Below are 23,064 nucleotides of genomic sequence, written 5' to 3'. Positions count from 1 at the left end.
GAACTTATTGTGACGTAAATCCGGCGCGTTCGCGGCACCCGTGCACCCGAATCGACACGGTCAGGATGCAATGCGGCCCATGCGTCCGCTCTGGTAGTCGGCCACGGCCTGCCGGATCTCGTCCTCGGTGCTCATCACGAAGGGGCCGTAGCGCACGACCGGCTCGTTGAGCGGCACGCCGCCGATCAGCAGCAGGTCGAGCGGGTCCGCGCCGGCGGAGAACGTGACTGTGTCGCCGTCGCACCGATAGATGACCATGTGGCGCGCGTCGATCGCCTGCCGGTCCGGTCCATAGAGGCCGGTGCCCGCGATCGGATACGCGAATACGCGATAGCCGGCCGGCACCGGCTGCGTGACCGTCGCGCCCGGCTCGAGCGTGAAATGCTGGTAGAGGATCGGCGTGCGCGTCTCGATGGCCGCCTTGACGCCGAATGCCTCGCCGGCGATCACCCGGACGCGTGCACGGCCGTCCGGCGACGTCGCGGTCGGGATGCGATCGGCGGTGATCTCCTGGTAGCGCGGCGCGATCATCTTGTCGCGGCGCGGCAGGTTGACCCATAGCTGGAAGCCGTGCGAGCGGCCGCCGGTGCGCGCGAAGGCCGGATCCGGCATCTCGCTGTGCACGACGCCGGCGCCGGCTGTCATCCATTGCACGTCGCCGGGGCCCAGCGCGCCTGCATGACCGGCGGAATCGCGGTGCCGAAAGCGCCCGTCGAGCACGTAGGTCACGGTCTCGAAGCCGCGGTGCGGATGATCGGGGGCGCCCTTGGCTTCGCCCGGGCCGTAGTCGACCGGGCCCATCTCGTCGAGCAGCAGGAACGGATCGAAGTCCATCAGCAACCGGGTCGGAAACGGACGATGGACCACGAAACCGCCGCCTTCGGTCGTGCGAAGCGCGGGATACGTGCGGTCAAGCGAGCGAGCGATCGTCATGCGGGGGCCCTCGAAAAATTGGAATAGCGTCATTTTTGAAACATGCGGCTATTATATTGGGCGATTTACCGATTAATTCGCTGCAGTTCGCAATGGATTGTTCTGCAGATGGAACGATGACATGAATATCGATGCACATAACCTGAACGACCTGATGTACTTCTCGCAGGTCGTCGAGCATGGCGGCTTCTCGGCTGCCGAACGCGTGCTGGGGATCTCGAAATCGCGCCTGTCGCGGCGCCTGACGGAGCTCGAGGCGGCGCTCGGCGTGCGGCTGCTGCAGCGCTCGACCCGCAAGCTCGCGCTGACCGAGGCGGGGGAACTGTTCTACCAGCATTGCCAGGCGATGCTGGCCGAAGCGCAGGCCGCGATGAACGCGGTGCAGCAACTGCGTGCGTCGCCGCGCGGCTCGGTGCGGGTCAGCGTGCCGGTCACGCTGTCGCAGACGATGCTGTCGCGGATCCTGCCCGAATTCCTGCACCGCTACCCGGAAGTGAAGGTCCACATTCGTGTGACGAACCGCGTGATCGACCTGTTCGAGGACTCGATCGACGTCGCGCTGCGCGTGCGCTCCGAGCCGCCGCAAAACGCGAACATCGTCGTGCGGCCGCTGTGGCGCACCGAGCAGATGCTGGTCGGCGCGCCGAGCCTGCTGAGCCAGAACGCGCCGCCGCTCGTGCCGGACGACCTCGCCCATTTCGAGACACTCGACACGCCGAGCGTCGACGGCCGCCACGTGTTCAACCTGATCGCACCGGACGGCACGCGCCATGTGCACGAACACGATCCGCGCCTCGTGACCGCCGACCTGATGACGATCCGCGAGGCGGTGCTCGACGGCCTCGGGATCGCCGCGCTGCCGGAGATGATGTACGGCAACGCGCTGCGCGCCGGGCAGCTGTCGCCGGTGATGCCGGGCTGGACGCTGCCGGTGCCGCAACTGTATGCGGTGTTCGTGTCGCGCCAGGGGATGCCGCCGGCGGTGCGCGCGTTCGTCGACTATCTGGTCGAGAAGCTCGACCATGGCGAATACCAGCAGCCGGGCTGCCCGGAACGCACGAAGAAAGAGGCGGCCGAAGGCGCATCGGCCGACTGATCACGGACCTTCAAGTACTGCAAATTTGTTTTGTCATTGAAGCGTCGCCTGCAATCGCAAGTTTCAATCGGGGAAGCCTTGAATGCGCGGGCGGGCGGGCCTATATTGGAATCCCATTTCGCGAAGGATGTTCTGAGCGGAGTACGGTGGCCGCATATGTTGCGAGCCAGATAGGGCAGAAAGCGCAGTCCGTGCAGACCACGGTAGCCGCATTTGCGTTGCTCGAGGCGCAACCGATACCGCCGAAGAGCCCGCCGCCCGAAGGCGCCCGCGTGCGCATGAAAAAAGGCCTTCATCTGGCGATGAAGGCCTTTTACTTTGTGTGCGCCCTGGCGCGCGTTACTTCGCTTTCGCCTTCGGCTCAGTCACGAAGCCGAGCTTCGTCAGGCCGCCGGCCTGCGCATCCGACATCACTTCGGCAACCCGCTCGTACGCCACCTTGCGGTCCGCGCGCAGGTGCAACTCGGGTTGCGGCTTGCGTTGCGCGGCCTCGGCGATGCGTGCCTGCAGCTGTTCGCGCGTGACCGCGTGATCGTCCCACAGGATCGAGCCGTCGCCCTGGATCGCGACATCGACTGTTTGCGGCTTGTCTTCGACCGGCTGGCTGCTTGCGTGCGGCAGGTCGATCTTCACCGCATGCTGCATCGCCGGGATCGTCACCAGGAAAATAATCAGGAGTACGAGCATGACGTCGACGAGCGGCGTCATGTTGATCTCGCTCATCACGCCATCGTCGTCATCGTCGCTGAAACCGGTGTTCATTGCCATCGTTCACCCCGCTTCAGCTTGCGCGGGCTGCGAGACGCAGGCCGTCGCGGGTCGACGACGATGCGAGGCGCGCGCCCGTCACGAAGTAGGCGTGCAGGCCGTGCGCGAAGCGGCGCAGCTTGCTGACGACGCCCTTGTTCGCACGCGTGAGCGCGTTGTAGCCGAGCACCGCGGGAATCGCGACGAACAGGCCGAAGGCCGTCATGATCAGCGATTCGCCGACCGGGCCCGCGACCTGGTCGATCGACGTCTGGCCGGTTGCGCCGATCACGAGCAGCGCGTGGTAGATGCCCCAGACCGTGCCGAACAGGCCGACGAACGGCGCGGTGCTGCCGATCGACGCGAGGATCGCGAGGCCGCTCTGCATGCGCGAGATGCCTTCGTCCATCGTGTCCTTCAGGCAGCGCGTGACCCAGTCGGACACGTCCATCCGGTCGTGCAGGTGCGGCTGCGTCTGGTGATGATGGTCGGCGGCTTCCTTGCCGGAGAGCGCGAGCGCGAGGAACGGGTTGTCGGCCGGCGTCGATGCCGCGAGGCCGAGCTTCTTGATGCCGTCGTCGAAATCGTCCGAATGCCAGAACGCCTGTTCCGCGTTCTTAGTGAGACGGTTCAGGCGGATCACGTTCCAGCCCTTGATGACGATCACCATCCACGACAGGATCGACATCACGAGGAGCGCGATCGCAATGGCGCGCGTGACGAAATCACCTTGCGCCCAGACGTGCGCGATACCGTAGCTTTGCATTTTTCTTCCTTTTGGATATTCCGGATGAGGCAGTGTTAGTCGGTGAGCCCGAAGTTGTAGGGCTGGGTACGGGCGGCGCGGATCGCCTGCCCGTTCTCGATGTAAGGACGGCACGTCGTGGCGCGCATCGCGGCAAGCGCAGCCTCGTCGAGGCGCGGATAGCCGCTGCTCTTCTGCAGGTCGATGCTTTCGATCTTGCCCGTCACGCCGACGACGAAATGCACGTAGGCGGTGCCCGATTCGCCGCGGCGGCGCGACATCGACGGATAGTCGGGTTTCACGAACGCGCATTGCAGCGTCGGGACATTCTTCGGCGCGCTGACTTCCATCGTCTCGCGCGCGGGCCCGGCCGCGGCCGACGGCGCGGCTGCAGCCGGCGCGGCGGCTGCCGTTGGCGTCGGCTCGGCCGCGGGGGCGGGCGTCGGCGACGGCACCGGCGAAGGCGCGACCGGCTGCGGCGTGGGTTTCGACACCTTCTGCACCGGCTTCGGCTCGACCTTCGGCTTCACGCGCGGCGTGGGCTTCGGCGGGGCCGGCTGCGGGATCGACTCGGCGGCGACCTGCTGCGCGATCGGCGCGGGCGTGATCAGCTGCGCGGTGATCGACTGGACCTCGACGGATTTCTCGGGCAGCGCGTTGCGATGGAGCCAGGCCGCCGTCAGCAGGACCGCGTGCACGGCGACCACGCCGACCGCGGCAGCGATGACTCGGGGATTCATACGGGGGGCAGCCGGCCAGGCGCCGGCTGGAGCGGAATGCGAAGCCTGCATGTTAGCTAGAAAGAACGGCGCTGCCCGCGGAGGGCAGCGGGGTGACGTGCCATCACTTGCGGAAGATCAACAACGAGATGCACACGGTGGTAACGAATCCGATCAGCAATTCCATGACAGGCTCCTGGGCAGGTAAGCCGTTGGCTCGCGCTGATGCTGGGCTTGCTGACGGGCGAAAAACAAAAAATGCGGCCTGGGCCGCACGCACACTCGACGCCGGTCAGGCCGCCTTGCGCTCGTAGAACGACACGGGAACCGGATGCGCGTGGTGCTCGACGCCGCACCGGCTCGCGCAGACGCCTTGCTCCGCCATGAGGTCGCGCACGGACTCCTCGCACTTGCCGCAGCAGGTGGCCACGCCGAGTTCGAACTGGAGTTCATCGAACGTATCCACGCCTTCCGCGAGGGACGCGCGAATCGTGCGATCGGAAACAGACTTGCACACGCAGACGATCATGATGAGTGCGATAGCTAACGTTAATGCGAATTATTATCATTAAATTCGCGGACGTTGACAAGCCTGATTCCGGCTTTTTTGTAACAAAACCAGACCCTTAGAGGGGTTACTGCGCGGCTGGGCGGCTGGCGGCCGGTGTCAGGCGGCCGCGCACGCGTGCGCGTTCGGCGAGGAAATGGTGACGGATTCGACCGGCACATCGAGACCGAGCAGGGTCGACGCGAGCGCGCGCAGCTGGTGGCCGTCGCTCGTCGAGCAGAAGCGCGGCGGCGCGGCACGCGTGCCGGCCGGCGCGCGCAGGCCGCGTTCGTCGAGCACCCGGGCGAGCTGGCGGGCGATGGCGTCGCTCGTGTCGACGATCGTCAGGCGGTCGCCAACAAGGTCACGAATCGTTTCGATGAAGAACGGGTAGTGCGTGCAGCCGAGCACCAGCGTATCGGCGCCGTCATCGAGCATCGGCTGCAGGTAGCTGTCGAGCAGCGCGCGCAGCGCGGGCGAATTTGTGTCGCCGCGTTCGATCGCCTCGACGAGCCCGTGGCCCGGTTGGCAAATGAAGCGGCGGCCGGCGCCATAGCGATCGAGCAGCGCCTGGAAGCGCGGGCTGTTCAGCGTCGATTGCGTGGCGAGGACGCCCGCGATGCCGCTCGCGGACACGGCAACGGCCGGCTTGATGCCCGGCTCGACGCCGACGAGCGGCATCGGCAGGCGTTCGCGGATGGCCGCGATCGCGCGCGCCGTGGCGGTGTTGCATGCGACGACGAGCGCTTTCGCGCCCTCGCGCGCGAGCCATTCGCCGATTGCCAGCGTGCGCTCGGTAATGAACGCCTCGTCGCGCGGGCCATACGGCGCATGGTGCGAATCGGCGACGTAGACGAATGATTCGTCGGGCAACTGCGCGCGCACGGCGCGCAGCACCGACAGTCCGCCCAGCCCGGAATCGAAGATGCCGATGGGTGCGGCCGCAACGGCCGTCGTGGAGATAACGGAAGGCGTCGACATGATCGGGCGGCGTGCGATAGCGGGGAAGGGCGGGAGCGGATCGACCCAGGCTTACTCGGGCGAGCCCATCATCGTCTGGTGGTAGTTCTGGATGCCGACCTTGCCGATCAGGTCGATCTGCGTTTCCAGCCAGTCGATGTGTTCTTCGGTGTCGTCGAGGATCTTCTCGAAGATCTCGCGCGACACGTAGTCGCGAACCGACTCGCAATACGCGATCGCTTCCTTGCAGGTCGCCTGGGAGATCTGCTCGAGCTTCAGGTCGCACTTCAGGATCTCTTCGGTCTCCTCGCCAACGAGCAGCTTGTGCAGATCCTGCAGGTTCGGCAGCCCGTCGAGCATGAACACGCGCTCGATGAGCCAGTCCGCATGCTTCATCTCGCCGATCGACTCGTCGTATTCGTGCTTGCCGAGCTTCTCGAGGCCCCAGTGCTTGTACATGCGCGCATGCAGGAAGTACTGGTTGATCGCCGTCAGCTCGTTCTTCAACTGGGCGTTCAGGTATTCGATGACTTTCTTGTCGCCTTGCATGGCTTGTTTCCTTCTTGATGGTGGGGCTTCAGATCCCGAACGATAATCGCTCGAAAGCGAAATGCCAAGTTTCCCGCGCTCGTCCGAACGGCCAACGCAGCGGGATGAGAATGAGAAGCAAAAAGGCCGGACAGTGTCCGGCCTTTCGAGCACTCGCGCTTACGCTGCGGCGACCGGGATCTTGCCGATCTTCGCCTGCCACTCCTTCGGACCGGTCTGGTGAACCGACGTGCCCGACGAATCGACAGCAACCGTTACCGGCATGTCCTGCACGTCGAACTCGTAGATCGCTTCCATGCCGAGGTCTTCGAACGCCAGCACCTTCGCGCCGCGGATCGCCTTCGACACGAGGTACGCCGCGCCGCCGACCGCCATCAGGTACGCAGCCTTGTGCTTCTTGATCGCCTCGATCGCGACCGGGCCGCGCTCGGCCTTGCCGACCATCGAGATGAGGCCCGTCTGCGCGAGCATCGTCTCGGTGAACTTGTCCATGCGGGTGGCCGTCGTCGGGCCGGCCGGGCCGACGACTTCGTCACGCACCGGGTCGACCGGGCCGACGTAGTAGATCACGCGGTTCGTGAAGTCGACCGGCAGCTTCTCGCCCTTCGCGAGCATGTCGGCGATGCGCTTGTGCGCGGCGTCGCGGCCCGTGAGCATCTTGCCCGACAGCAGCAGCGTCTGGCCCGGCGTCCAGCTTGCGACTTCTTCCGGCGTCAGCGTGTTCAGGTCGACGCGCTTGCTGGTTTCCGTGTTCGGCTCCCAGTTGACCTTCGGCCATGCGTCGAGCGACGGCGCCTCGAGCTTCGCCGGGCCCGAGCCGTCGAGCACGAAGTGCGCGTGGCGGGTGGCCGCGCAGTTCGGGATCATCGCGACCGGCTTCGATGCCGCATGCGTCGGCGCGGCCATGATCTTCACGTCGAGCACGGTCGCGAGGCCGCCGAGGCCCTGTGCGCCGATGCCCAGCGCGTTGACCTTCTCGTGCAGCTCGACGCGCAGTTCCTCGACCCAGTCCTTCGGGCCGCGCGCGATGATCTCCTGGATGTCGATCGGCTCCATCAGCGATTCCTTCGCCATCACCATCGCCTTCTCGGCGGTGCCGCCGATGCCGATGCCGAGCATGCCCGGCGGGCACCAGCCCGCACCCATCGTCGGCACGGTCTTCAGCACCCAGTCGACGATCGAATCCGACGGGTTCAGCATCACGAACTTCGACTTGTTCTCCGAGCCGCCGCCCTTCGCCGCGACCTGCACGTCGACCTTGTCGCCCGGCACGATCTCGTAGTGGATCACCGCCGGCGTGTTGTCCTTCGTGTTCTTGCGGCCGCCTTCGGGCGGGTTCACGATCGACGCGCGCAGCACGTTGTCCGGATGCGTGTAGCCGCGGCGCACGCCTTCGTTGATCATGTCGGTGAGGCCCATCGTCGCGCCGTCCCAGCGCACGTCCATGCCGACCTTCACGAACACCGTGACGATCCCCGTGTCCTGGCAGATCGGGCGCTTACCTTCCGCGCACATGCGGCTGTTCGTGAGGATCTGTGCGATCGCGTCCTTCGCGGCCGGGCTCTCTTCCAGCTCGTACGCGCGGCCGAGGGCCTGGATGTAGTCGAGCGGGTGGTAGTAGCTGATGTACTGCAGCGAATCCGCGATGCTCTGGATCAGGTCTTCCTGTTTGATGACGGTCATGGCTGAGACTCTGTGGGGACTGTGGGGAATACGGTTATGCGTTGACGGCGGGTTCGACCGATTTGCGGGACGCGGCCGGCGCGGGCGCATGCGTCTCGTGGAAATGGGCCGGGTGCGTGTGGGTCGTCAGGCGGTCGACCCACGCCATCACGAGCGCCGACACGAGGAACGACACGTGGATCAGCACCTGCCACATGATCGCGTGCGTGCTGTGCTGGTCGGGGTTGATGAAGGTCTTCAGCAGGTGGATCGACGAAATGCTGATCAGCGCCATCGACAGCTTGACCTTCAGCACGCCCGCGTTGACGTGGTCGAGCCATTCGGGCTCGTCCGGGTGGCCCTCGATGCCGAGCCGCGACACGAATGTCTCGTAGCCGCCGATGATCACCATGATCAGCAGGTTCGAGATCATCACCACGTCGATCAGGCCGAGCACCGCGAGCATCACGCCGATCTCGTCGAGGCTGGCCGCGTGCGACAGCAGGTGCCAGACCTCGTGCAGGAACAGGAACGCGTAGACGCCTTGCGCGACGATCAGGCCGAGATACAGCGGCACCTGGAGCCAGCGGCTCATGAAGATCAGGGCGGGCAGCGGGCGCAACGGGCGGGCGGCGCGACGGCCAGACGAATGCGGGTCGGTCGGCGAGGCTGACATGGTGGAACGGGCGCGGGTATCGGGGGCAGTAATCTTGGAAAAGCGCGCTATTGTAGCGCGTCGGCCCGCATGGCTGCAGCGATGCGCCCCGCGGCCGGACGGGGCGCCGGGGACGGATCAGGGCGCGACGGGCGGCGAGTGCTTCACGCGCAGGCTCGCAAGCACGATGCCGGTGACGACGCATGCGAGCGCGACGCCGTGCGCGAGCGTCGGGCGCTCGCCGAGGAACGCGATCCCGTAGACGGCCGCGGCGACCGGCAGTACCGCGCTGAACACGCCGGCGAGGCTGCCCGGCACGTGCCGGATGCCCTTCATCCACATCCAGAACGAGAAGATGCTGGCCGACAGGCCATACCAGACGACGAGCGCCCAGATGTTCGACGGCACGCTCGCGTAATCGAAATGCCACATCGCGCCGGCGCCGAGCGGCAGCATCAGCAGCAGGCCGAACAGGTGCGTGTACGCGCAGATGTCGATCGGCGCGAGCGTCTGCGTGAGGCGGCGCGACAGGATCACGTAGATCGATTCGCAGCACACCGCGCCGAGTATCAGCAGGTTGCCCGTCAGCGAACCGGCCGATGCGTCCGCGGCCATCGCGCTGCCGTTCGCGACGTTGATCGTCACGACGCCGACGATCGCGAGCGCGATCGACACGAGCGCACGGCCGTTCGGTTTTTCGCGCAGGAACAGCCACGCGAACAGCGCGACGACGGCGGGGATCGTGCTCGTGATGACGCCGGCCGCGACCGCGCTCGTGCGCTGCACGCCGTTCAGCATCAGCAGCGTAAACATGAAGGTGCCGAAGAACGCCTGCAGGAACAGGTTCAGCCATTCGGCGCGCCTGACCGCGCGCATCTTGACCGGACGGAACAGCGGCCACAGCACGGCGATCGCGATCACGAAGCGCAGCGTGGCGAGAATGGCGACGGGGACGAACGCGACGATCGATTTGCCGATGCCGACGTTGCTGCCGACGAGCAGCATCGACGCGATGAGGAAAAGTGCGTAGCGATTCAAGCTGGAATCCGGAAGGCGAAGTCAGTTAGGATTGTAGGGTCGCGGTCGAAACAGCGCAAAGCGAGCCGCCCGGTGTGCCGCCGGCGGCGCCGCGTAAGTGACGGGTAAGTTCAGGCGCTTATGGTGGAAGCTGTCGGATCACGCCGCCGCCGTCGTGCGGCGTGGTGCGGTGCAACATCGCATGCGCCCCCGGTGGGGGCGTGCGGGTGGTAGGAGACAGCGGCGCGCATGCGCCGGCCAAGACGCGGCGTGCACGACACGCGCCGGCAATCAGAGGATTCATGTTCACCAAGGGGTAGTCGATGTCTGCGATTGAATCGGTTCTTCACGAAAGCCGCCAGTTTGCGCCGCCCGAGGCGCTCGTGAAGGCGGCGGCCATTTCCGGCATGCAAGCCTATCGTGCGCTTGCCGACGAGGCCGAGCGTGATTACGAAGGATTCTGGGGGCGCCATGCCCGCGAGACGCTCGCGTGGCACAAGCCGTTCACGAAGGTGCTCGACGAGTCCGATGCGCCGTTCTACAAGTGGTTCGAAGACGGCGAGCTCAACGCGTCCTACAACTGCCTCGATCGCCACGTCGCCGCCGGCAACGGCGAGCGCGTCGCGGTGATCTTCGAAGCGGACGACGGCACCGTCACCCGCGTCACCTACGCCGACCTGCTCGCGCGCGTCGCGCGCTTCGCGAACGCGCTGAAGAAGCGCGGCATCGCCAAGGGCGACCGCGTCGTGATCTACATGCCGATGTCGGTCGAGGCGATCGTCGCGATGCAGGCCTGCGCGCGCATCGGCGCGACGCACTCGGTGGTGTTCGGCGGTTTCTCGGCGAAGTCGCTGAACGAACGGCTCGTCGACGTCGGCGCGAGCGCGCTCGTCACCGCCGACGAGCAGATGCGCGGCGGCAAGACGCTGCCGCTCAAGAGCATCGCCGACGAGGCGCTCGCGATGGGCGGGTGCGACGCCGTGAAGAGCGTGATCGTCTATCGCCGCACCGGCGGCAAGATCGACTGGCACGCGGATCGCGACCTGTGGATGCACGAACTGACGGCGGATGAAGCCGATACCTGCGCGCCGGAATGGGTCGGCGCCGAGCATCCGCTGTTCATCCTGTATACGTCGGGCTCGACCGGCAAGCCGAAGGGCGTGCAGCACAGCACCGGCGGCTATCTGCTGTGGGCCGCGCAGACGATGAAGTGGGCGTTCGACTGGAAGCCGGAAGACGTGTTCTGGTGTACCGCCGACATCGGCTGGATCACCGGCCATACGTACATCACGTACGGCCCGCTCGCGTGCGGCGCGACGCAGATCGTGTTCGAAGGCGTGCCGACCTATCCGGACGCCGGGCGCTTCTGGAAGATGATCGCCGACCACAAGGTCAGCGTGTTCTATACCGCGCCGACCGCGATCCGCTCGCTGATCAAGGCGGCCGAGGCCGACGACAAGGTCCATCCGAAGAGCTACGACCTGTCGAGCCTGCGCATCATCGGCACCGTCGGCGAGCCGATCAACCCCGAAGCGTGGATGTGGTACCACAAGCACGTCGGCCAGGAGCGCTGCCCGATCGTCGATACGTGGTGGCAGACCGAAACCGGCGGCCACATGATCTCGCCGCTGCCGGGCGCGACGCCGACCGTGCCCGGTTCGTGCACGCTGCCGCTGCCGGGCATCATGGCGGCCGTCGTCGACGAGACCGGCCAGGACGTGCCGGACGGGCAGGGCGGGATCCTGGTCGTCAAGCGTCCGTGGCCGTCGATGATCCGCACGATCTGGGGCGACCCGGAGCGCTTCAAGAAGAGCTACTACCCCGACGAACTCGGCGGCCGGCTGTATCTCGCCGGCGACGGCACCGTGCGCGACAAGGAGACCGGCTACTTCACGATCATGGGCCGGATCGACGACGTGCTGAACGTGTCGGGCCATCGGCTCGGCACGATGGAGATCGAGTCGGCGCTGGTCGCGCACGAGCTCGTGGCCGAGGCGGCCGTGGTCGGCCGGCCGGACGAGACGACCGGCGAGGCCGTCGTGGCGTTCGTCGTGCTCAAGCGTGCGCGCCCGGAAGGCGAAGAGGCCGCGAAGCTCGCGAAGGAACTGCGCGACTGGGTCGGCAAGCAGATCGGGCCGATCGCGAAGCCGAAGGACATCCGCTTCGGCGACAACCTGCCGAAGACGCGTTCCGGGAAGATCATGCGACGCCTGCTGCGTTCGCTCGCGAAGGGCGAGGCGATCACGCAGGACACGTCCACGCTCGAGAACCCGGCGATCCTCGACCAGCTCGCCGAAGCGCGCTGAGTTCGCGCGTCGCGGCATGCACCCCTGCGCGGCAATCCCGATTGCCCGCGCAGGGGCTTCGATGCCACACCTGCGCATGACCGCTCCGTCCCGTCCCGCACCTGCTGCGCCGCCGCCCGTGCCCGCGTCGCTCGCGCGCGCGCATGCGCGCTACTGGCGCTTCAACGTCGTGCTGATCGCCGTGCTGATGGCGACCGGCTTCTCGGTGTCGTTCGTCGTGCCGTTCTTCGCGCCCGCGCTCGCGGGCGTGCGCTTTGCCGGATTCAGCCTGCCGTTCTATGTCGGCGCGCAAGGCGCGATCCTCGTCTACCTCGTGCTGATCGTCGTCTACATCGGGCTGATGCAGCGCGCGGACCGCATCCTGCGCCGCGCATACGACGACTACGCGGCGCAAGCCGCCGCCGCACGCACCGGGCGCTGACGCATGCTGACGCGTCGCCTGATCCGCGCGTATGCGCTGTATACACTCGGCTTCCTCGGCTTCGTGCTGCTGCTGTGGCGGATCGAGCGCGCGGCCGGTTCCGGCGTGTGGATCGGCTACGTGTTCCTGTTCGTGCCGATCGCCGTCTATGCGGTGATCGGGCTGCTGTCGCGCACGTCCGACCTCGTCGAGTATTACGTCGCCGGGCGGCGCGTGCCGTCCGCGTTCAACGGGATGGCGACCGCCGCCGACTGGCTGTCGGCCGCGTCGTTCATCGGCCTCGCCGGGTCGCTGTACGCGACCGGCTACGACGCGCTCGCCTACCTGATGGGCTGGACCGGCGGCTTCTGCCTCGTCGCGTTCCTGCTGGCGCCGTACGTGCGCAAGCTCGCCCGCTACACGATTCCCGATTTCCTCGGCACGCGCTTCTCGAGCACCGCGGTGCGCGCGCTCGCGGCCGGCGCGGCGATCCTGTGCTCGTTCGTCTACCTGGTCGCGCAGATCCAGGGGATCGGGCTGATCGCGACGCGCTTCATCGGCGTCGATTTCGCGATCGGCATCTTCTGCGGGCTCGCGGGCATTCTCGTGTGCTCGTTCCTCGGCGGGATGCGCGCGGTCACGTGGACGCAGGTCGCGCAGTACATCATCCTGATCAGCGCGATCCTGATTCCCGTGTCGCTGATCGCGGTGAAGAACGGGCTCGGGCCGGTGCCGCAGTTCAATTACGGACAGCTGATGGAACGCGTGGCCGCGCTCGAAGCGCAGGTGCGCGATGCGCGCGACGAACAGCAGGTGCGCGACGCGTATCGCCGGCGGGCCGGATACATCCAGACGCAGCTCGACCGGTTGCCGGCTTCCTATGCGGACGCGCGCCGGCAGCTCGTCGAGCAGCTCGCCGAGCTGCGGCGCCACAACGGGCCGCTGCGCGAGATCAACCAGCGCGAGCGGGAGCTCGCCGACTTCCCGCGCGATCCCGCAGCGGCGCGGGTGGTGTGGACGCAGGCCCGCGACGAGCTGCTCGCGCGCGCGGAGCCGCCGGTGCCGATGCACGAACCGTTTCCCGCCGCGAGCGAGGACGAGCGCAAGCCGCGCGAGCGGAATTTCCTCGCGCTGCTGCTGTGCCTGTCGCTCGGCACCGCGAGCTTGCCGCATATCCTGACGCGCTACAACACGACGACGTCGGTCGCGTCCGCTCGGCGCTCGGTCGGGTGGACGCTGTTCTTCATCGCGCTGTTCTATCTGAGCGTGCCGGTGCTCGCGGTGATGATCAAGTACGAGATCCTCGCGAACCTGGTCGGGCGGCCGTTCGCGGAGCTGCCGGCGTGGGTCACGCAGTGGCATCACTTCGAGCCGGATCTGATCAGCGTCGTCGACGAGGTGCGCGACGGGATCGTGCACTGGTCCGAGATCCAGATGCAGCCGGACATGGTCGTGCTGGCCGCGCCCGAGATCGCCGGGCTGCCGTACGTGGTGTCGGGGTTGATCGCCGCGGGCGCGCTCGCGGCCGCGCTGTCGACCGCGGACGGGCTGCTGCTGACGATCGCGAACGCGTTGTCGCACGACGTGTACTACCACATGGTCGCGCCCGACGCGACCAGCCAGCGGCGCGTGACGATCTCGAAGGTGCTGCTGCTCGGGGTCGCGCTGTTCGCGTCGTATGTGGCATCGCTGAACACGGGGAAGATCCTGTTCCTGGTGGGCGCGGCGTTTTCGCTGGCGGCGTCGAGTTTCTTCCCGGTGCTCGTGCTGGGCGTGTTCTGGAAGCGCACGACGACGCGCGGCGCGATCGCGGGCATGGTGACGGGGCTCGCGGTGTGCGTGTACTACATCGTGTCGACGTATCCGTTCTTCGCGCAGCTGACCGGTTTTGCCGGGCCGATGTGGTTCGGGATCGAACCGATCAGCTCCGGCGTGTTCGGCGTGCCGGCGGGGTTTGCCGTGGCGATCGTCGTCAGCCTGCTCGACCGCCGGCCGGACGACTACACGCGTGCGCTGGTCGACTACATTCGTCATCCGTGACGGCGGGGTGAAGAGGGAGTGGCGGGGCGGCGCAAGAGTTTGCTATACTCTCGCTCTTCCGGAGAGATGGATGAGTGGTTTAAGTCGCACGCCTGGAAAGCGTGTATAGGTGAAAGCCTATCGGGGGTTCGAATCCCCCTCTCTCCGCCAGATTCAGAAAAGCCCCGCAAGTTCATGGACTTGCGGGGCTTTTTCATGTCCGGCTCCGAAGGCCGGCACGTCGCTGACGGAGTCGGGAGGGCGCGGGAAGCATGAATCCGGTCGACCGGTTTTCAATCGAAACGCACGCGGGGCCGTACGAATCCTGGCCGAGGCGATCGCGCGTCCTCGTCGGCGGCAGGCCTGCCGATGTCACGGTGTCGGGCTACACGCTGCTGCGGCAATTCGAAACCCGGGCCGGCTATCTGCTGGTGACCGATTACGATTGCCCGTTCGAGGAGGCCGTTACGTTTTCGCTGCTCTCGAAGGATCTCGGCAAGGTGCTGGCGCAACGGACGGTGGGGGCAATGTACAGCTCGTACTGGCTCGACGACGTGACGTGGACGGACGAGCGCCGCTTTACGGCGACGTTCGTGGACGTCGAAGGGCGCTGGGAATTCACGATACGCGACTGGTCGCTGCCGTTCGTTTTTTCACGCCTGAAGATGGCGCGCGTTGCATCGTCCGATCGCGCGTAGCAGCGCCCCTTCATGCTGTCGGCGTCAGCCGTCCGTTTCGTGCGAGAGACTTGCCTGCAGGTGCGCGCGCAATTCGGCGAGTTGCCGGCGAACATCCCGCCGCAACGCCTCGCGAGACACGACGTCGACAGACACGGAACTGTCCATGTACCCGCGCTCGACATGCAGCAGGACGTCGCCGGTGAAGAACGTCCCTTCGATGAAAGCGCCGCGCTCCTGGGCCACGCCTTGCCACCCCGGCGGCGCGTCGAGCCATGCGGCGAAGGCTTGTTCGAGATGGGCGATGTTCCCGTACGCGCCATGAATGTAGCCGCGCTCGCCCCATGAGACATAAGCGGAGATCTGCAGGTTGTCGACCGGGTTCTCTGCAAGCGCGGGGATCAGGTCGATCGGGATCTTGCGCAGCAGTACGCTGATGACGAGATTCGTGGACTCCGGCAGAAGGCGCTCGTTGGCGTCGCGAACGTGGCGGTCGAGTGCGCCGCGCTCCACGAGCATGGCGGTCATGTCGTGCTGTCGCGCGGGGATGCTGACCGTCGCCATGAGTTCGACGCGATCGATCGACGCAAGCTCCGGCTGGTCGGCGAGTTTCCATTCCGGTGCGGCCGCCGGCACCGATGGGGGATGCGCCTCGGGCGCTGCCGCGGTGTCGCCGGCGTCGGGAAATGACGCTGCCGTTGCTGGCCGTGCCGTCGCCCGTTTGAGCACGCGTGCGACCAGGTAAAGGGCGACGCCCGCAAGCGCGGCAATGACCCAACTATTCATTTTTGTCCTGTCCGAATGATCGTCGCGGATACACGAGTCGCGTCTGTGATTTTTACCGATTGGCGAGTGCGCAAATGCACGAGTTGCGTCGGCAATGCGTGAAAATTACCGATCCCGCACTGCGATCTCAGTGAAAGAAAGTGAATTTCTAAAGCAGAAACCCGTCGCGCTCAATTGGTTATTCTAAATACTGTCAGAACAGGTTCATATTTTTGACAAATTTGCTATGCTCCGCCAAAACGAGATGGGCGGTGCCCAAGGTTACATCGCAGGCGCGCATGCCCGGTGAATAACGAAGTAAAACAAGAACCTGAGAGTGACGCTGTGAATACAGCCGATTTGCTGCGCGCATTTGCATCCGGGGTAGTCGACCAGAACAATCGACCCATCCGCCTGAACTGGGGGCAGGCCCAGCGTACGCTGGAGCAGGTCCTGGCGCTCCAGTACGCGGACATACGGGAAGGGCTGATGACGGGGATCGCCGGTCACCTGACGTGCGTGTCCGCACGGGCCGACCTGCCGATCCGCAGCCTGATCGGGCTGCCGGTTTCCGTCCAGATGACGACTGATCGCGGGCGTCTGCATGCGATCAACGGGATCGTGACCGACGTCCGCGCCGGGCAATCGGACGGATCGCTCGCGTGCTACCAGCTGACGATCCGCGACGTGCTGTCCGTGATGGAGCGGCGGACCAATTCGCGGATTTTCCGCTCCAAGAGCCTGCCCGACATTCTCGACGTGCTGCTGCACGAATGGCGCCAGCGCAGCCCGGCACTCGCGCGGGCGTTCGAGTTCGACCTGTCGGGGCTGCGGCGCGAACGCTATCCGGCGCGCGAGCTTACGCGGCAGGTGAACGAATCCGATGCGCATTTCATCCGGCGGCTGCTGCGGCGCGACGGCGCGACGGTGTTCGCGAAGGCCGGCAAATCCGGCGACAGGAACGACGGCGCGGCGGCCGACACGCCGATCCATACGCTCGTCTTCACCGACGATCCGATGAAGCTGCCCGAGACCGAAGCGGGCACGGTGCGCTACCACCGCGACGCGGCGACCGAGGCGCGCGACTCGATCACGCTGTGGGCGACGCGCCGCAGTCTGATTCCGGGCAGCGTCGCCCGGCCGACGTGGGATTACAAGAACGGCCGGATGTCGCAGACCGAGCAGGCGACGATCGTCGACCAGGGCGAGGCCGGCAACGACATCGCGCACCTGCTCGCCGACGCGGTGATCGATATTCCGCACGCGGGCGATTCGTCGTCCGACCTCGACCGGATCGGCAAGGATCGGATGCTCGCGCACGAGCTGCGCGCGGAATCCGTCGACGGCGCGGGCGGCGTGCGGGATCTGGCGGTCGGCCACTGGTTCACGCTCGCCGAGCATCCGCAACTCGACACGCTGCCGGTCGAGCAGCGCCAGTTCATCGTCACGTCGCTGCACCACCGTGCGCAGAACAACCTGCCGAAGGCGCTCAACGCGCGCGCGCAATCGCTGTTCGCGGCGAGCCGCGCGCTGTTCGATGCGGCGCCGCCCGACACCGGCGGGAAGCCGGCCGGCGACGACGATACGCGCTACGAGAACACCTTCTCGTGCGTGCGGCGCGGCGTGCCGCTGACGCCCGCGTACGACCCGGGCGTCGACTTGCCGGCGGTGCATCCGATGACGGCCGTCGTCGTCGGCCCGGAAGGCGAGGAGGTGTTCTGCGACGAGATGGGACGCATCCGCGTGCAGATCCAGGGGCTCAGCGCGGACGACCACGCGCACGCGCAAGGCGCGGGCACCAGCGGCGCACCGGCCGACAGCGCACCCGTGCGCGTGGCCTGCGCGCTCGCGGGGCCGACCTTCGGCGCGAATACGCTGCCGCGGGTGGGCATGGAAGTGCTGATCGGGCATATCGGCGGCGATCCGGACCGGCTCGTCGTGCTGGGCGTGCTGGCGAACGGGCCGAACATGCCGGCGACCTTCAGCCATACGGGCGCGCTGCCGGGGAACCGCTACCTGTCGGGTACGAAGACGAAGGAGATCAAGGGGCAGCGCTACAACCAGATCCGCTTCGACGACACGCCCGGGCAGATCAGCAGCCAGCTCGCGAGCGAGCATGCGCACAGCCAGCTGAATCTCGGGTTTCTGACGCAGCCGCGCGAGAACGGCCAGGGCGCGGCGCGCGGCGAAGGCGCCGAACTGCGCAGCGACGCGCATGTCGCGATCCGCAGCGGCAAGGCGATGCTGATCTCGGCATGGCAGCGGCTGCGCGCGAGCGACGGACATCTCGCGCGCGACGAGTATCTGCAGCTGATGCAGGAGTGCGTGGAACTGTTCAAGAGCCTCGGCGATTACGCCGCGCAGCATCAGGGCGTCGCGATGGACACGCAGCCGCACGATGCGCTGATGACGACGGTGCGGGGCTGGCCGAATGGCGAGGCTTCGGGAGGCGACGGCGCATCGGGCGGCGAGCAGGCCGCGATCGGCATCACGGCGCCGGCGGGGATCAGCGTCGCGACGCCGAAGACCGTCACCACCCATGCCGGCGGCAACGTCGATACCGTCGCGCAGAACCATCTGCAATACACGAGCGGGCAGCGGATCAACCTGCACGCGGGGCATGGCGTGCAGATGTTCGCGCACAGCGAAGGGGTGTCCGCGATCGCGAATCAGGGGAAGGTGCGGCTGCAGAGCCAGAACGACGACACGCAGATCGATTCGGCGAAGAACATCCAGATGACGGCGGCGGGCGGGAAGTTGGCGGGGATGGCGAGCGAGCAGGTGGTGTTCGTCACGTCGGGCGGCGCGTATCTGAAGCTGCAGGGCGGGGATATCGAGCTCGGGTGTCCGGGGAGTTTTACCGTGAAATCGGCCGCGCATACGTGGGCCGGGCCGGCGAATATGAGCACGGATTTTCCGAAGTTCGAGCATGCGCCGTTGGGGCGGGTGCCGAAGCTGGTGAGGGCGACGGATGGGCAGCCGGTGGAGGGGATGGAGGCCGAAGTGCGGAAGGCTTCGGGAGAGGTGATCAAGGGTAAGACCGACGCTGCAGGAACGTTGTCGCCCGTCAGCAGCGATCAATTCGAACAACTGGCCGTGCGGTTTTTCAAGCCGCGAACCTGAGTGATTGAGAACGATAACATGTCGAGCCGTAGCGTAGATTTTTCGAACAGGGCGACAGCGCAGCCATCTGCCTCCGATCCATCCCAGATTACGGTTGGCAACGGACTGGGCACGGTGCTGCCCGACCACAAGAACCAACTGGAATGCGTGATGCAGATGCCGCTTCCGGGCGTCGTCATCTTCGTGCACGGTGTGAACTCCGAAGGGGAGTGGTTCAAGGAGGCGGAGAAGGGGCTGTGTGCCGGCCTGAATCGGCGCATGGGCCGTTACAGCGACCAGTTGTTCCAACAAGGGCCCTCTGCAGGGCAAATGTCACCTGTCAGTTACATCGAAAGCCTGACTCCAGACGGGTTTCTGAACCCGGAGATGTCTTCGAAGACGTACATCAAGCCGGACCCGTCTTTTTCCCCCGTCATTCATTTTCGATGGGGGTACTCCGCGAACTCGACCGAATTGAAAGAGTATGGCGACAAGATCATGCTCAATGAGAAGAACTACTGGGGAGGCGGACCGTTCGCGGGTGGCTGCTCAAGTCTGCCCGATTTGTGGAATGAAGGGCTGAACGACCGATTGTTCCTCTGGATCACGGTTCAGCACTTGAATTCCGTAGGCAATCGTCAGGTCTACTCGACGCCGTCTCGCACCTACGGCGTACTGGCCGCGCTGCGGCTTGCGCGCCTGATCGAGTCGATCCGCAAGAAGCAGGCCGACGTGCCGATAACGGTCGTCTGCCACAGCCAGGGGAACATGGTTGGCATCTCGGCGGCGTTTCTGGGCGATCGCCTGCCTGAAGTCAAGGATCAATGGGGCAAGAGTGGACGTTGCGTTGCCGACACTTACGTCCTCGCGAATCCTCCGTACAGTCTCGTGGAGGGAATCGGGACCGACACCTGGGCGCAGCGCGGGATGCGGGACAAGGACGGGCGCGCAGGGCGGGAAACCTATGTCGCCCGCAAGGAAACGCTGAGAGAGTACTTCGATATCCTCCGTGCACGAGCGGATCTCGAGATGCCGGTGGAGGATCTCGATCGAGCGATGGAAAACTCACGGCCGTCGCAGAACGGCGGAAAACCGTATAGTGCGGCCAAGGATCGGGCGGCACATGGGTTGTATGGGGAGAAAACTTACGGGCGTGTGACGCTGTACTGCTGCCCGCATGATCAGGTCATATCCGCGACGACGGTGCAAGGAATCGGCTGGCGTGGCATGAATATCGAAGAAATCAATGCGACCAATGGATGGGGCGTGTTCTCGCAGCGGGTTTTTGCATCGGGTTTCGAGGTTGGTGGAGAAGGCAAGCTTTATCGGTATTGGGAGGATGACTGGCGTCATGAGACAAACAAGGAGGAGGGATTCTGGTATCCGAAATCGCCGGATGCCCGATTCGCACTTGGGCGTGCATTGCATTCCAATCAGAATTGGCTTGCAAAATTTTTTACGGTTGTATCGAGTCCGGCGCTCTATTTGTTCAATCTGACAAGTGTGAAGGTCAATGCTGATCCGCCGGAAAAATGGGAGATCCCGATTACGGCGCCGATGCTCGACAAGGAGACACGATTCAAGCCAAGGGCGACGCGCTATGACCAGTCGTCGGGAGCCAATGAAAAAGAGGGCGCCTTCAATGAAGGTTACGATCCTCCCTCGGCTGCGCGGGACGCCGGAAAGAAGGAGAGGAATACCGATGATCCGTACGATAATTTCGACAGTAAATCGGAGAAGTTTCCGGCTAACGCGAAAGAACTGACGGCGCAGGGCAACGTGCAGACTGAAGCAGCGCAGCGATACGAGGACCATGCGATTCTGCGTATGGAGGCGAGACGGGCAAAAAATGCCGATTGGGTTGGCGCGGACGGAAAAGTGGCTGGGGAGGACGATCCTGCTCAAGCAAGTGCGGATTATGCGAAGTGGCGCGATAGGAAAATATTCGATATTCTGAATAACGGGGATAAGAACAACCCAACGAATCATTCGACGATCATGACTAATTCGGATCATGCGCAATATGCCTTGGCTTATGATATTGCGATTGGACTGTGTTATCTGACGGAGGGTGAATTTCTCAAGCTCAGAATTGAGGCTGACTGGAGATTTGTCGGCGGGTTGGGCGAAGATAATCCAAGTCATGCATTTGGCGACTATATTTTGAGTGGAAAATATAAGACGATGTTCCTGCATGAATGGATTGCAAAAGACGGTGATGCAAAAATGCCCGCGAAGATACATGATGAGCGTGATGGAGGGTTCTTTATGAAAATCGGGAGCTATGTATGAGGGCGAGCATCGCCACTTGGCAGCGCCGAGCGGCGTTGGCCTGTGTTGTGATGATATTGGCCTCGGGAATATCCTTGACGATGATGGCCTCGTCTGATGGAACAGCGTTTGATTTGTTAAGCACGGGAGCATTGATGAAGCGATTGGCATTGGTGCCTGGACTCTTGGCAGTTGTGGTGTTTGCATTTACGACGGTGATTGCAACGCCACGGGCAGTGGCAGCTCCGTCACGTGATTCGGGAGTGCCGGCGACCGCGACTGAGTCATCTAAGCCGTTCGTAGCGCAGGTCGTTGGCCTCGAATGGTTGAACCCGCTGCAACGCCGGGATTATCCGACGGAATGGCAGTTGCTATGGACTCTCGGCCTGGCAAAGCCGAACAAAAATGATGATATGGTTCGTACGAACCCCAAAAAATACTCGACGCTACAGCCTATATCGATTGTGGCGGATGGTCAGTGGGGTGGTGAGTCATTCAAAGGGTTCTACAAAAAATATATCGATAAGACTTTGTTGGTTTTTCGGACTCGGTATGTAACGGATGGAGGTTATTTTTATACGGTAAATCCGAGTGATAGGAGCAAGTGGCGCGAATTGGCGGGTGTTCACGTTGAACTGGCGATTCCTGCTGGTCGCCTTGATCCGGCACTGGCCAAATCTCATCTCAGTGATCGGATGGTCGATTTCTTTGAAATCGGAAACCCGTCCGCGAAGGATCTATGGAGTCGTGATACGCCACCAGATGTGCACGTCACGTCTGGCCGAGAGAACGCCGGTTTCACGTCGCTCGATGCCGCACTCGACTATCTGCAGGCGCACCCCGACAAGAGTGTCTGGGTGATGAACTGGGACGCACCGAGCTTTCCGCCGAGCGACGAGCAACTCAACGAGAATCTGGCGCTGCTGATTCTGGCAGGCCCGAATCTCAAGACCGGGCGCGAGCCGCTCGCATGGATTGGCAAGGCCGCGAAAAGCAACGTCAAAGACTTCGACGCCAAGCAGGGCGCGAGCCGATCAGTACAAGCCTGGAAGGCGACGATTGACACGGCTGCACACAATGCCGGGGTAACTGTCCCGTCACTGAACTACATCGTTCATGACGCAGGCAAAGGAAGCGACGCGGCATCTGCGCGTATCGGTTCTCTGTCACAGTCTCTGACCGAAGTGCTCCCGGAATACGATTTCAGCAAGCAGATGTTCAATACCTCCGCGCTGCTCGGTGACATGGGTGCCGGTACGGCGCTGACCAATGTTGTGCTTGCGATTGGACGTGCCAATCACTTGGGCGGAAATGTGCTTGTCGCGGGCACGGCTGATTCAGATCATCCGACGGCGGTCGTGGTTGTAGCGCCTTCGAAGCTCACGCCGATCGATCCCGACAAGGACTGGTTCCGTGCGCGCGGCGAGAACAACGCGTATCTGCCGTGGTGGGGCCGTCGCCACGACGCGCGGCCGGGGTCCCAGGGCTACTCTGAATAAGCGTTGGCCCTATGCGCGGAATCATTCGAGTTGGAGATGCGACGAGCCACGGCGGCAAGGTCGTGACGGGCAGTGCCGTCAGCGAAGTAATGGGCAGGCCGGTCGCCCGGCTCGGCGACATGTGTGTCTGCCCGATCTCCGGCCACCAGGCGTGCTTCATTGCCGAAGGCGACCCGCAAGTCATCGTCGACGGGAAGCCTGCCGCGTTCGACGGCCACAAGACTTCCTGCGGGGCGACGCTGATTTCGAGTGTGCCGTCTTCCGGGCGGGAGTAAGCACCCGAATTACCGCCGTCAGGAACTCCACCGCGCATAGTGCGATGTGGTTCCGCCGACAACAGGGCAACGGGACAATGCGGCTAGCACGGTACCCGCTGCCCTCTGTTCAACCTCGAA

20 protein-coding genes and 1 tRNA gene are annotated in these 23,064 nt (G+C 64.6%); 10 read left to right on the top strand and 11 right to left on the bottom strand.

Features of this window, described 5'->3' with window-relative positions:
* Positions 1-60: 60 nt before the first annotated feature.
* A complete protein-coding gene (locus HWY45_RS34185; RefSeq protein WP_059878814.1) occupies positions 61-933 on the bottom strand; it encodes a pirin family protein in 873 nt (290 codons plus the stop codon).
* 121 nt (positions 934-1,054) lie between these two features.
* Between HWY45_RS34185 and HWY45_RS34180 the strand changes: the two genes are divergently transcribed.
* Positions 1,055-2,029, top strand: a complete 975-nt coding sequence (locus tag HWY45_RS34180) for a LysR family transcriptional regulator (protein WP_059878817.1) — start codon at positions 1,055-1,057, stop codon at positions 2,027-2,029.
* 339 nt (positions 2,030-2,368) lie between these two features.
* On the opposite strand, the gene HWY45_RS34175 is transcribed toward HWY45_RS34180, so the two are convergent.
* The 9 genes from HWY45_RS34175 to HWY45_RS34135 form a co-directional block, all read right to left on the bottom strand.
* On the bottom strand, positions 2,369-2,797 hold the full coding sequence (locus HWY45_RS34175; RefSeq protein ID WP_059567681.1) for an ExbD/TolR family protein: 429 nt from the start codon (positions 2,795-2,797) through the stop codon (positions 2,369-2,371).
* A 13-nt stretch (positions 2,798-2,810) separates the two neighbouring features.
* Positions 2,811-3,542 (bottom strand): MotA/TolQ/ExbB proton channel family protein, encoded by a 732-nt coding sequence (locus HWY45_RS34170; RefSeq protein WP_059567679.1) that lies wholly within the window; start codon positions 3,540-3,542, stop codon positions 2,811-2,813.
* A gap of 35 nt (positions 3,543-3,577) precedes the next feature.
* Positions 3,578-4,312: an energy transducer TonB gene (locus tag HWY45_RS34165; protein ID WP_059567677.1), complete on the bottom strand. Its 735-nt coding sequence runs from the start codon at positions 4,310-4,312 to the stop codon at positions 3,578-3,580.
* Positions 4,313-4,532: 220 nt separating this feature from the next.
* The gene (locus HWY45_RS34160) at positions 4,533-4,769 is read right to left on the bottom strand and encodes a (2Fe-2S)-binding protein (RefSeq protein ID WP_017331683.1); all 237 of its coding nucleotides are present in this window, start codon (positions 4,767-4,769) and stop codon (positions 4,533-4,535) included.
* 138 nt (positions 4,770-4,907) lie between these two features.
* On the bottom strand, positions 4,908-5,768 hold the full coding sequence (murI, locus tag HWY45_RS34155; RefSeq protein ID WP_059809809.1) for a glutamate racemase: 861 nt from the start codon (positions 5,766-5,768) through the stop codon (positions 4,908-4,910).
* A gap of 51 nt (positions 5,769-5,819) precedes the next feature.
* Complete coding sequence (gene bfr / locus HWY45_RS34150; protein WP_059567672.1) at positions 5,820-6,296, bottom strand: bacterioferritin; 477 nt, start codon at positions 6,294-6,296, stop codon at positions 5,820-5,822.
* A 159-nt stretch (positions 6,297-6,455) separates the two neighbouring features.
* Positions 6,456-7,979, bottom strand: coding sequence for a fumarate hydratase (locus tag HWY45_RS34145; protein WP_059567671.1), 1,524 nt, complete (start codon positions 7,977-7,979; stop codon positions 6,456-6,458).
* 34 nt (positions 7,980-8,013) lie between these two features.
* Positions 8,014-8,634: a TIGR00645 family protein gene (locus HWY45_RS34140; protein WP_059567669.1), complete on the bottom strand. Its 621-nt coding sequence runs from the start codon at positions 8,632-8,634 to the stop codon at positions 8,014-8,016.
* 117 nt (positions 8,635-8,751) lie between these two features.
* A complete protein-coding gene (locus HWY45_RS34135) occupies positions 8,752-9,651 on the bottom strand; it encodes a DMT family transporter (protein ID WP_059878820.1) in 900 nt (299 codons plus the stop codon).
* Between the two features lie 302 nt (positions 9,652-9,953).
* On the opposite strand from HWY45_RS34135, the gene acs reads away from it, so the two are divergent.
* The 5 genes from acs to HWY45_RS34110 all read left to right on the top strand — a co-directional run bounded on the left by acs (position 9,954) and on the right by HWY45_RS34110 (position 15,053).
* Positions 9,954-11,936: an acetate--CoA ligase gene (gene acs, locus HWY45_RS34130; protein ID WP_059878823.1), complete on the top strand. Its 1,983-nt coding sequence runs from the start codon at positions 9,954-9,956 to the stop codon at positions 11,934-11,936.
* Positions 11,937-12,012: 76 nt separating this feature from the next.
* Positions 12,013-12,357, top strand: a complete 345-nt coding sequence (locus tag HWY45_RS34125; protein ID WP_059878826.1) for a DUF4212 domain-containing protein — start codon at positions 12,013-12,015, stop codon at positions 12,355-12,357.
* A 3-nt stretch (positions 12,358-12,360) separates the two neighbouring features.
* A complete protein-coding gene (locus tag HWY45_RS34120; RefSeq protein ID WP_059878828.1) occupies positions 12,361-14,376 on the top strand; it encodes a sodium:solute symporter family protein in 2,016 nt (671 codons plus the stop codon).
* 60 nt (positions 14,377-14,436) lie between these two features.
* Positions 14,437-14,526 (top strand) — tRNA-Ser (locus tag HWY45_RS34115).
* A 206-nt stretch (positions 14,527-14,732) separates the two neighbouring features.
* Entirely contained in the window at positions 14,733-15,053 is a 321-nt protein-coding gene (locus HWY45_RS34110; protein ID WP_230946947.1) for a hypothetical protein, read from the top strand.
* A 24-nt stretch (positions 15,054-15,077) separates the two neighbouring features.
* Here HWY45_RS34110 and HWY45_RS34105 read toward each other — a convergent pair whose 3' ends face one another.
* Positions 15,078-15,818, bottom strand: a complete 741-nt coding sequence (locus HWY45_RS34105) for a hypothetical protein (RefSeq protein WP_059878836.1) — start codon at positions 15,816-15,818, stop codon at positions 15,078-15,080.
* Positions 15,819-16,142: 324 nt separating this feature from the next.
* On the opposite strand from HWY45_RS34105, the gene HWY45_RS34100 reads away from it, so the two are divergent.
* From HWY45_RS34100 to HWY45_RS34085, 4 genes are read left to right on the top strand one after another with little or no spacing between them, the layout of a single operon-like run.
* The gene (locus HWY45_RS34100; protein WP_059878839.1) at positions 16,143-18,920 is read left to right on the top strand and encodes a type VI secretion system Vgr family protein; all 2,778 of its coding nucleotides are present in this window, start codon (positions 16,143-16,145) and stop codon (positions 18,918-18,920) included.
* Between the two features lie 18 nt (positions 18,921-18,938).
* The gene (locus HWY45_RS34095; RefSeq protein WP_059879036.1) at positions 18,939-21,191 is read left to right on the top strand and encodes a T6SS effector phospholipase Tle3 domain-containing protein; all 2,253 of its coding nucleotides are present in this window, start codon (positions 18,939-18,941) and stop codon (positions 21,189-21,191) included.
* Positions 21,188-22,669 (top strand): virulence factor, encoded by a 1,482-nt coding sequence (locus tag HWY45_RS34090; protein WP_081069692.1) that lies wholly within the window; start codon positions 21,188-21,190, stop codon positions 22,667-22,669. Before HWY45_RS34095 ends, HWY45_RS34090 begins: the two co-directional genes overlap by 4 nt.
* Positions 22,670-22,680: 11 nt before the next feature.
* Positions 22,681-22,944 carry a PAAR domain-containing protein gene (locus tag HWY45_RS34085; RefSeq protein ID WP_059878842.1) on the top strand — a complete coding sequence of 88 codons (264 nt, stop codon included), beginning with the start codon at positions 22,681-22,683 and terminating at the stop codon, positions 22,942-22,944.
* Positions 22,945-23,064 lie beyond the last annotated feature (120 nt).

The sequence above is a fragment of the Burkholderia stagnalis genome, assembly GCF_902830275.1.
Lineage (GTDB): Bacteria > Pseudomonadota > Gammaproteobacteria > Burkholderiales > Burkholderiaceae > Burkholderia > Burkholderia stagnalis.
Note: the sequence above shows the minus strand (reverse complement) of the source record. Positions and strands in the feature narration are given on the sequence as shown.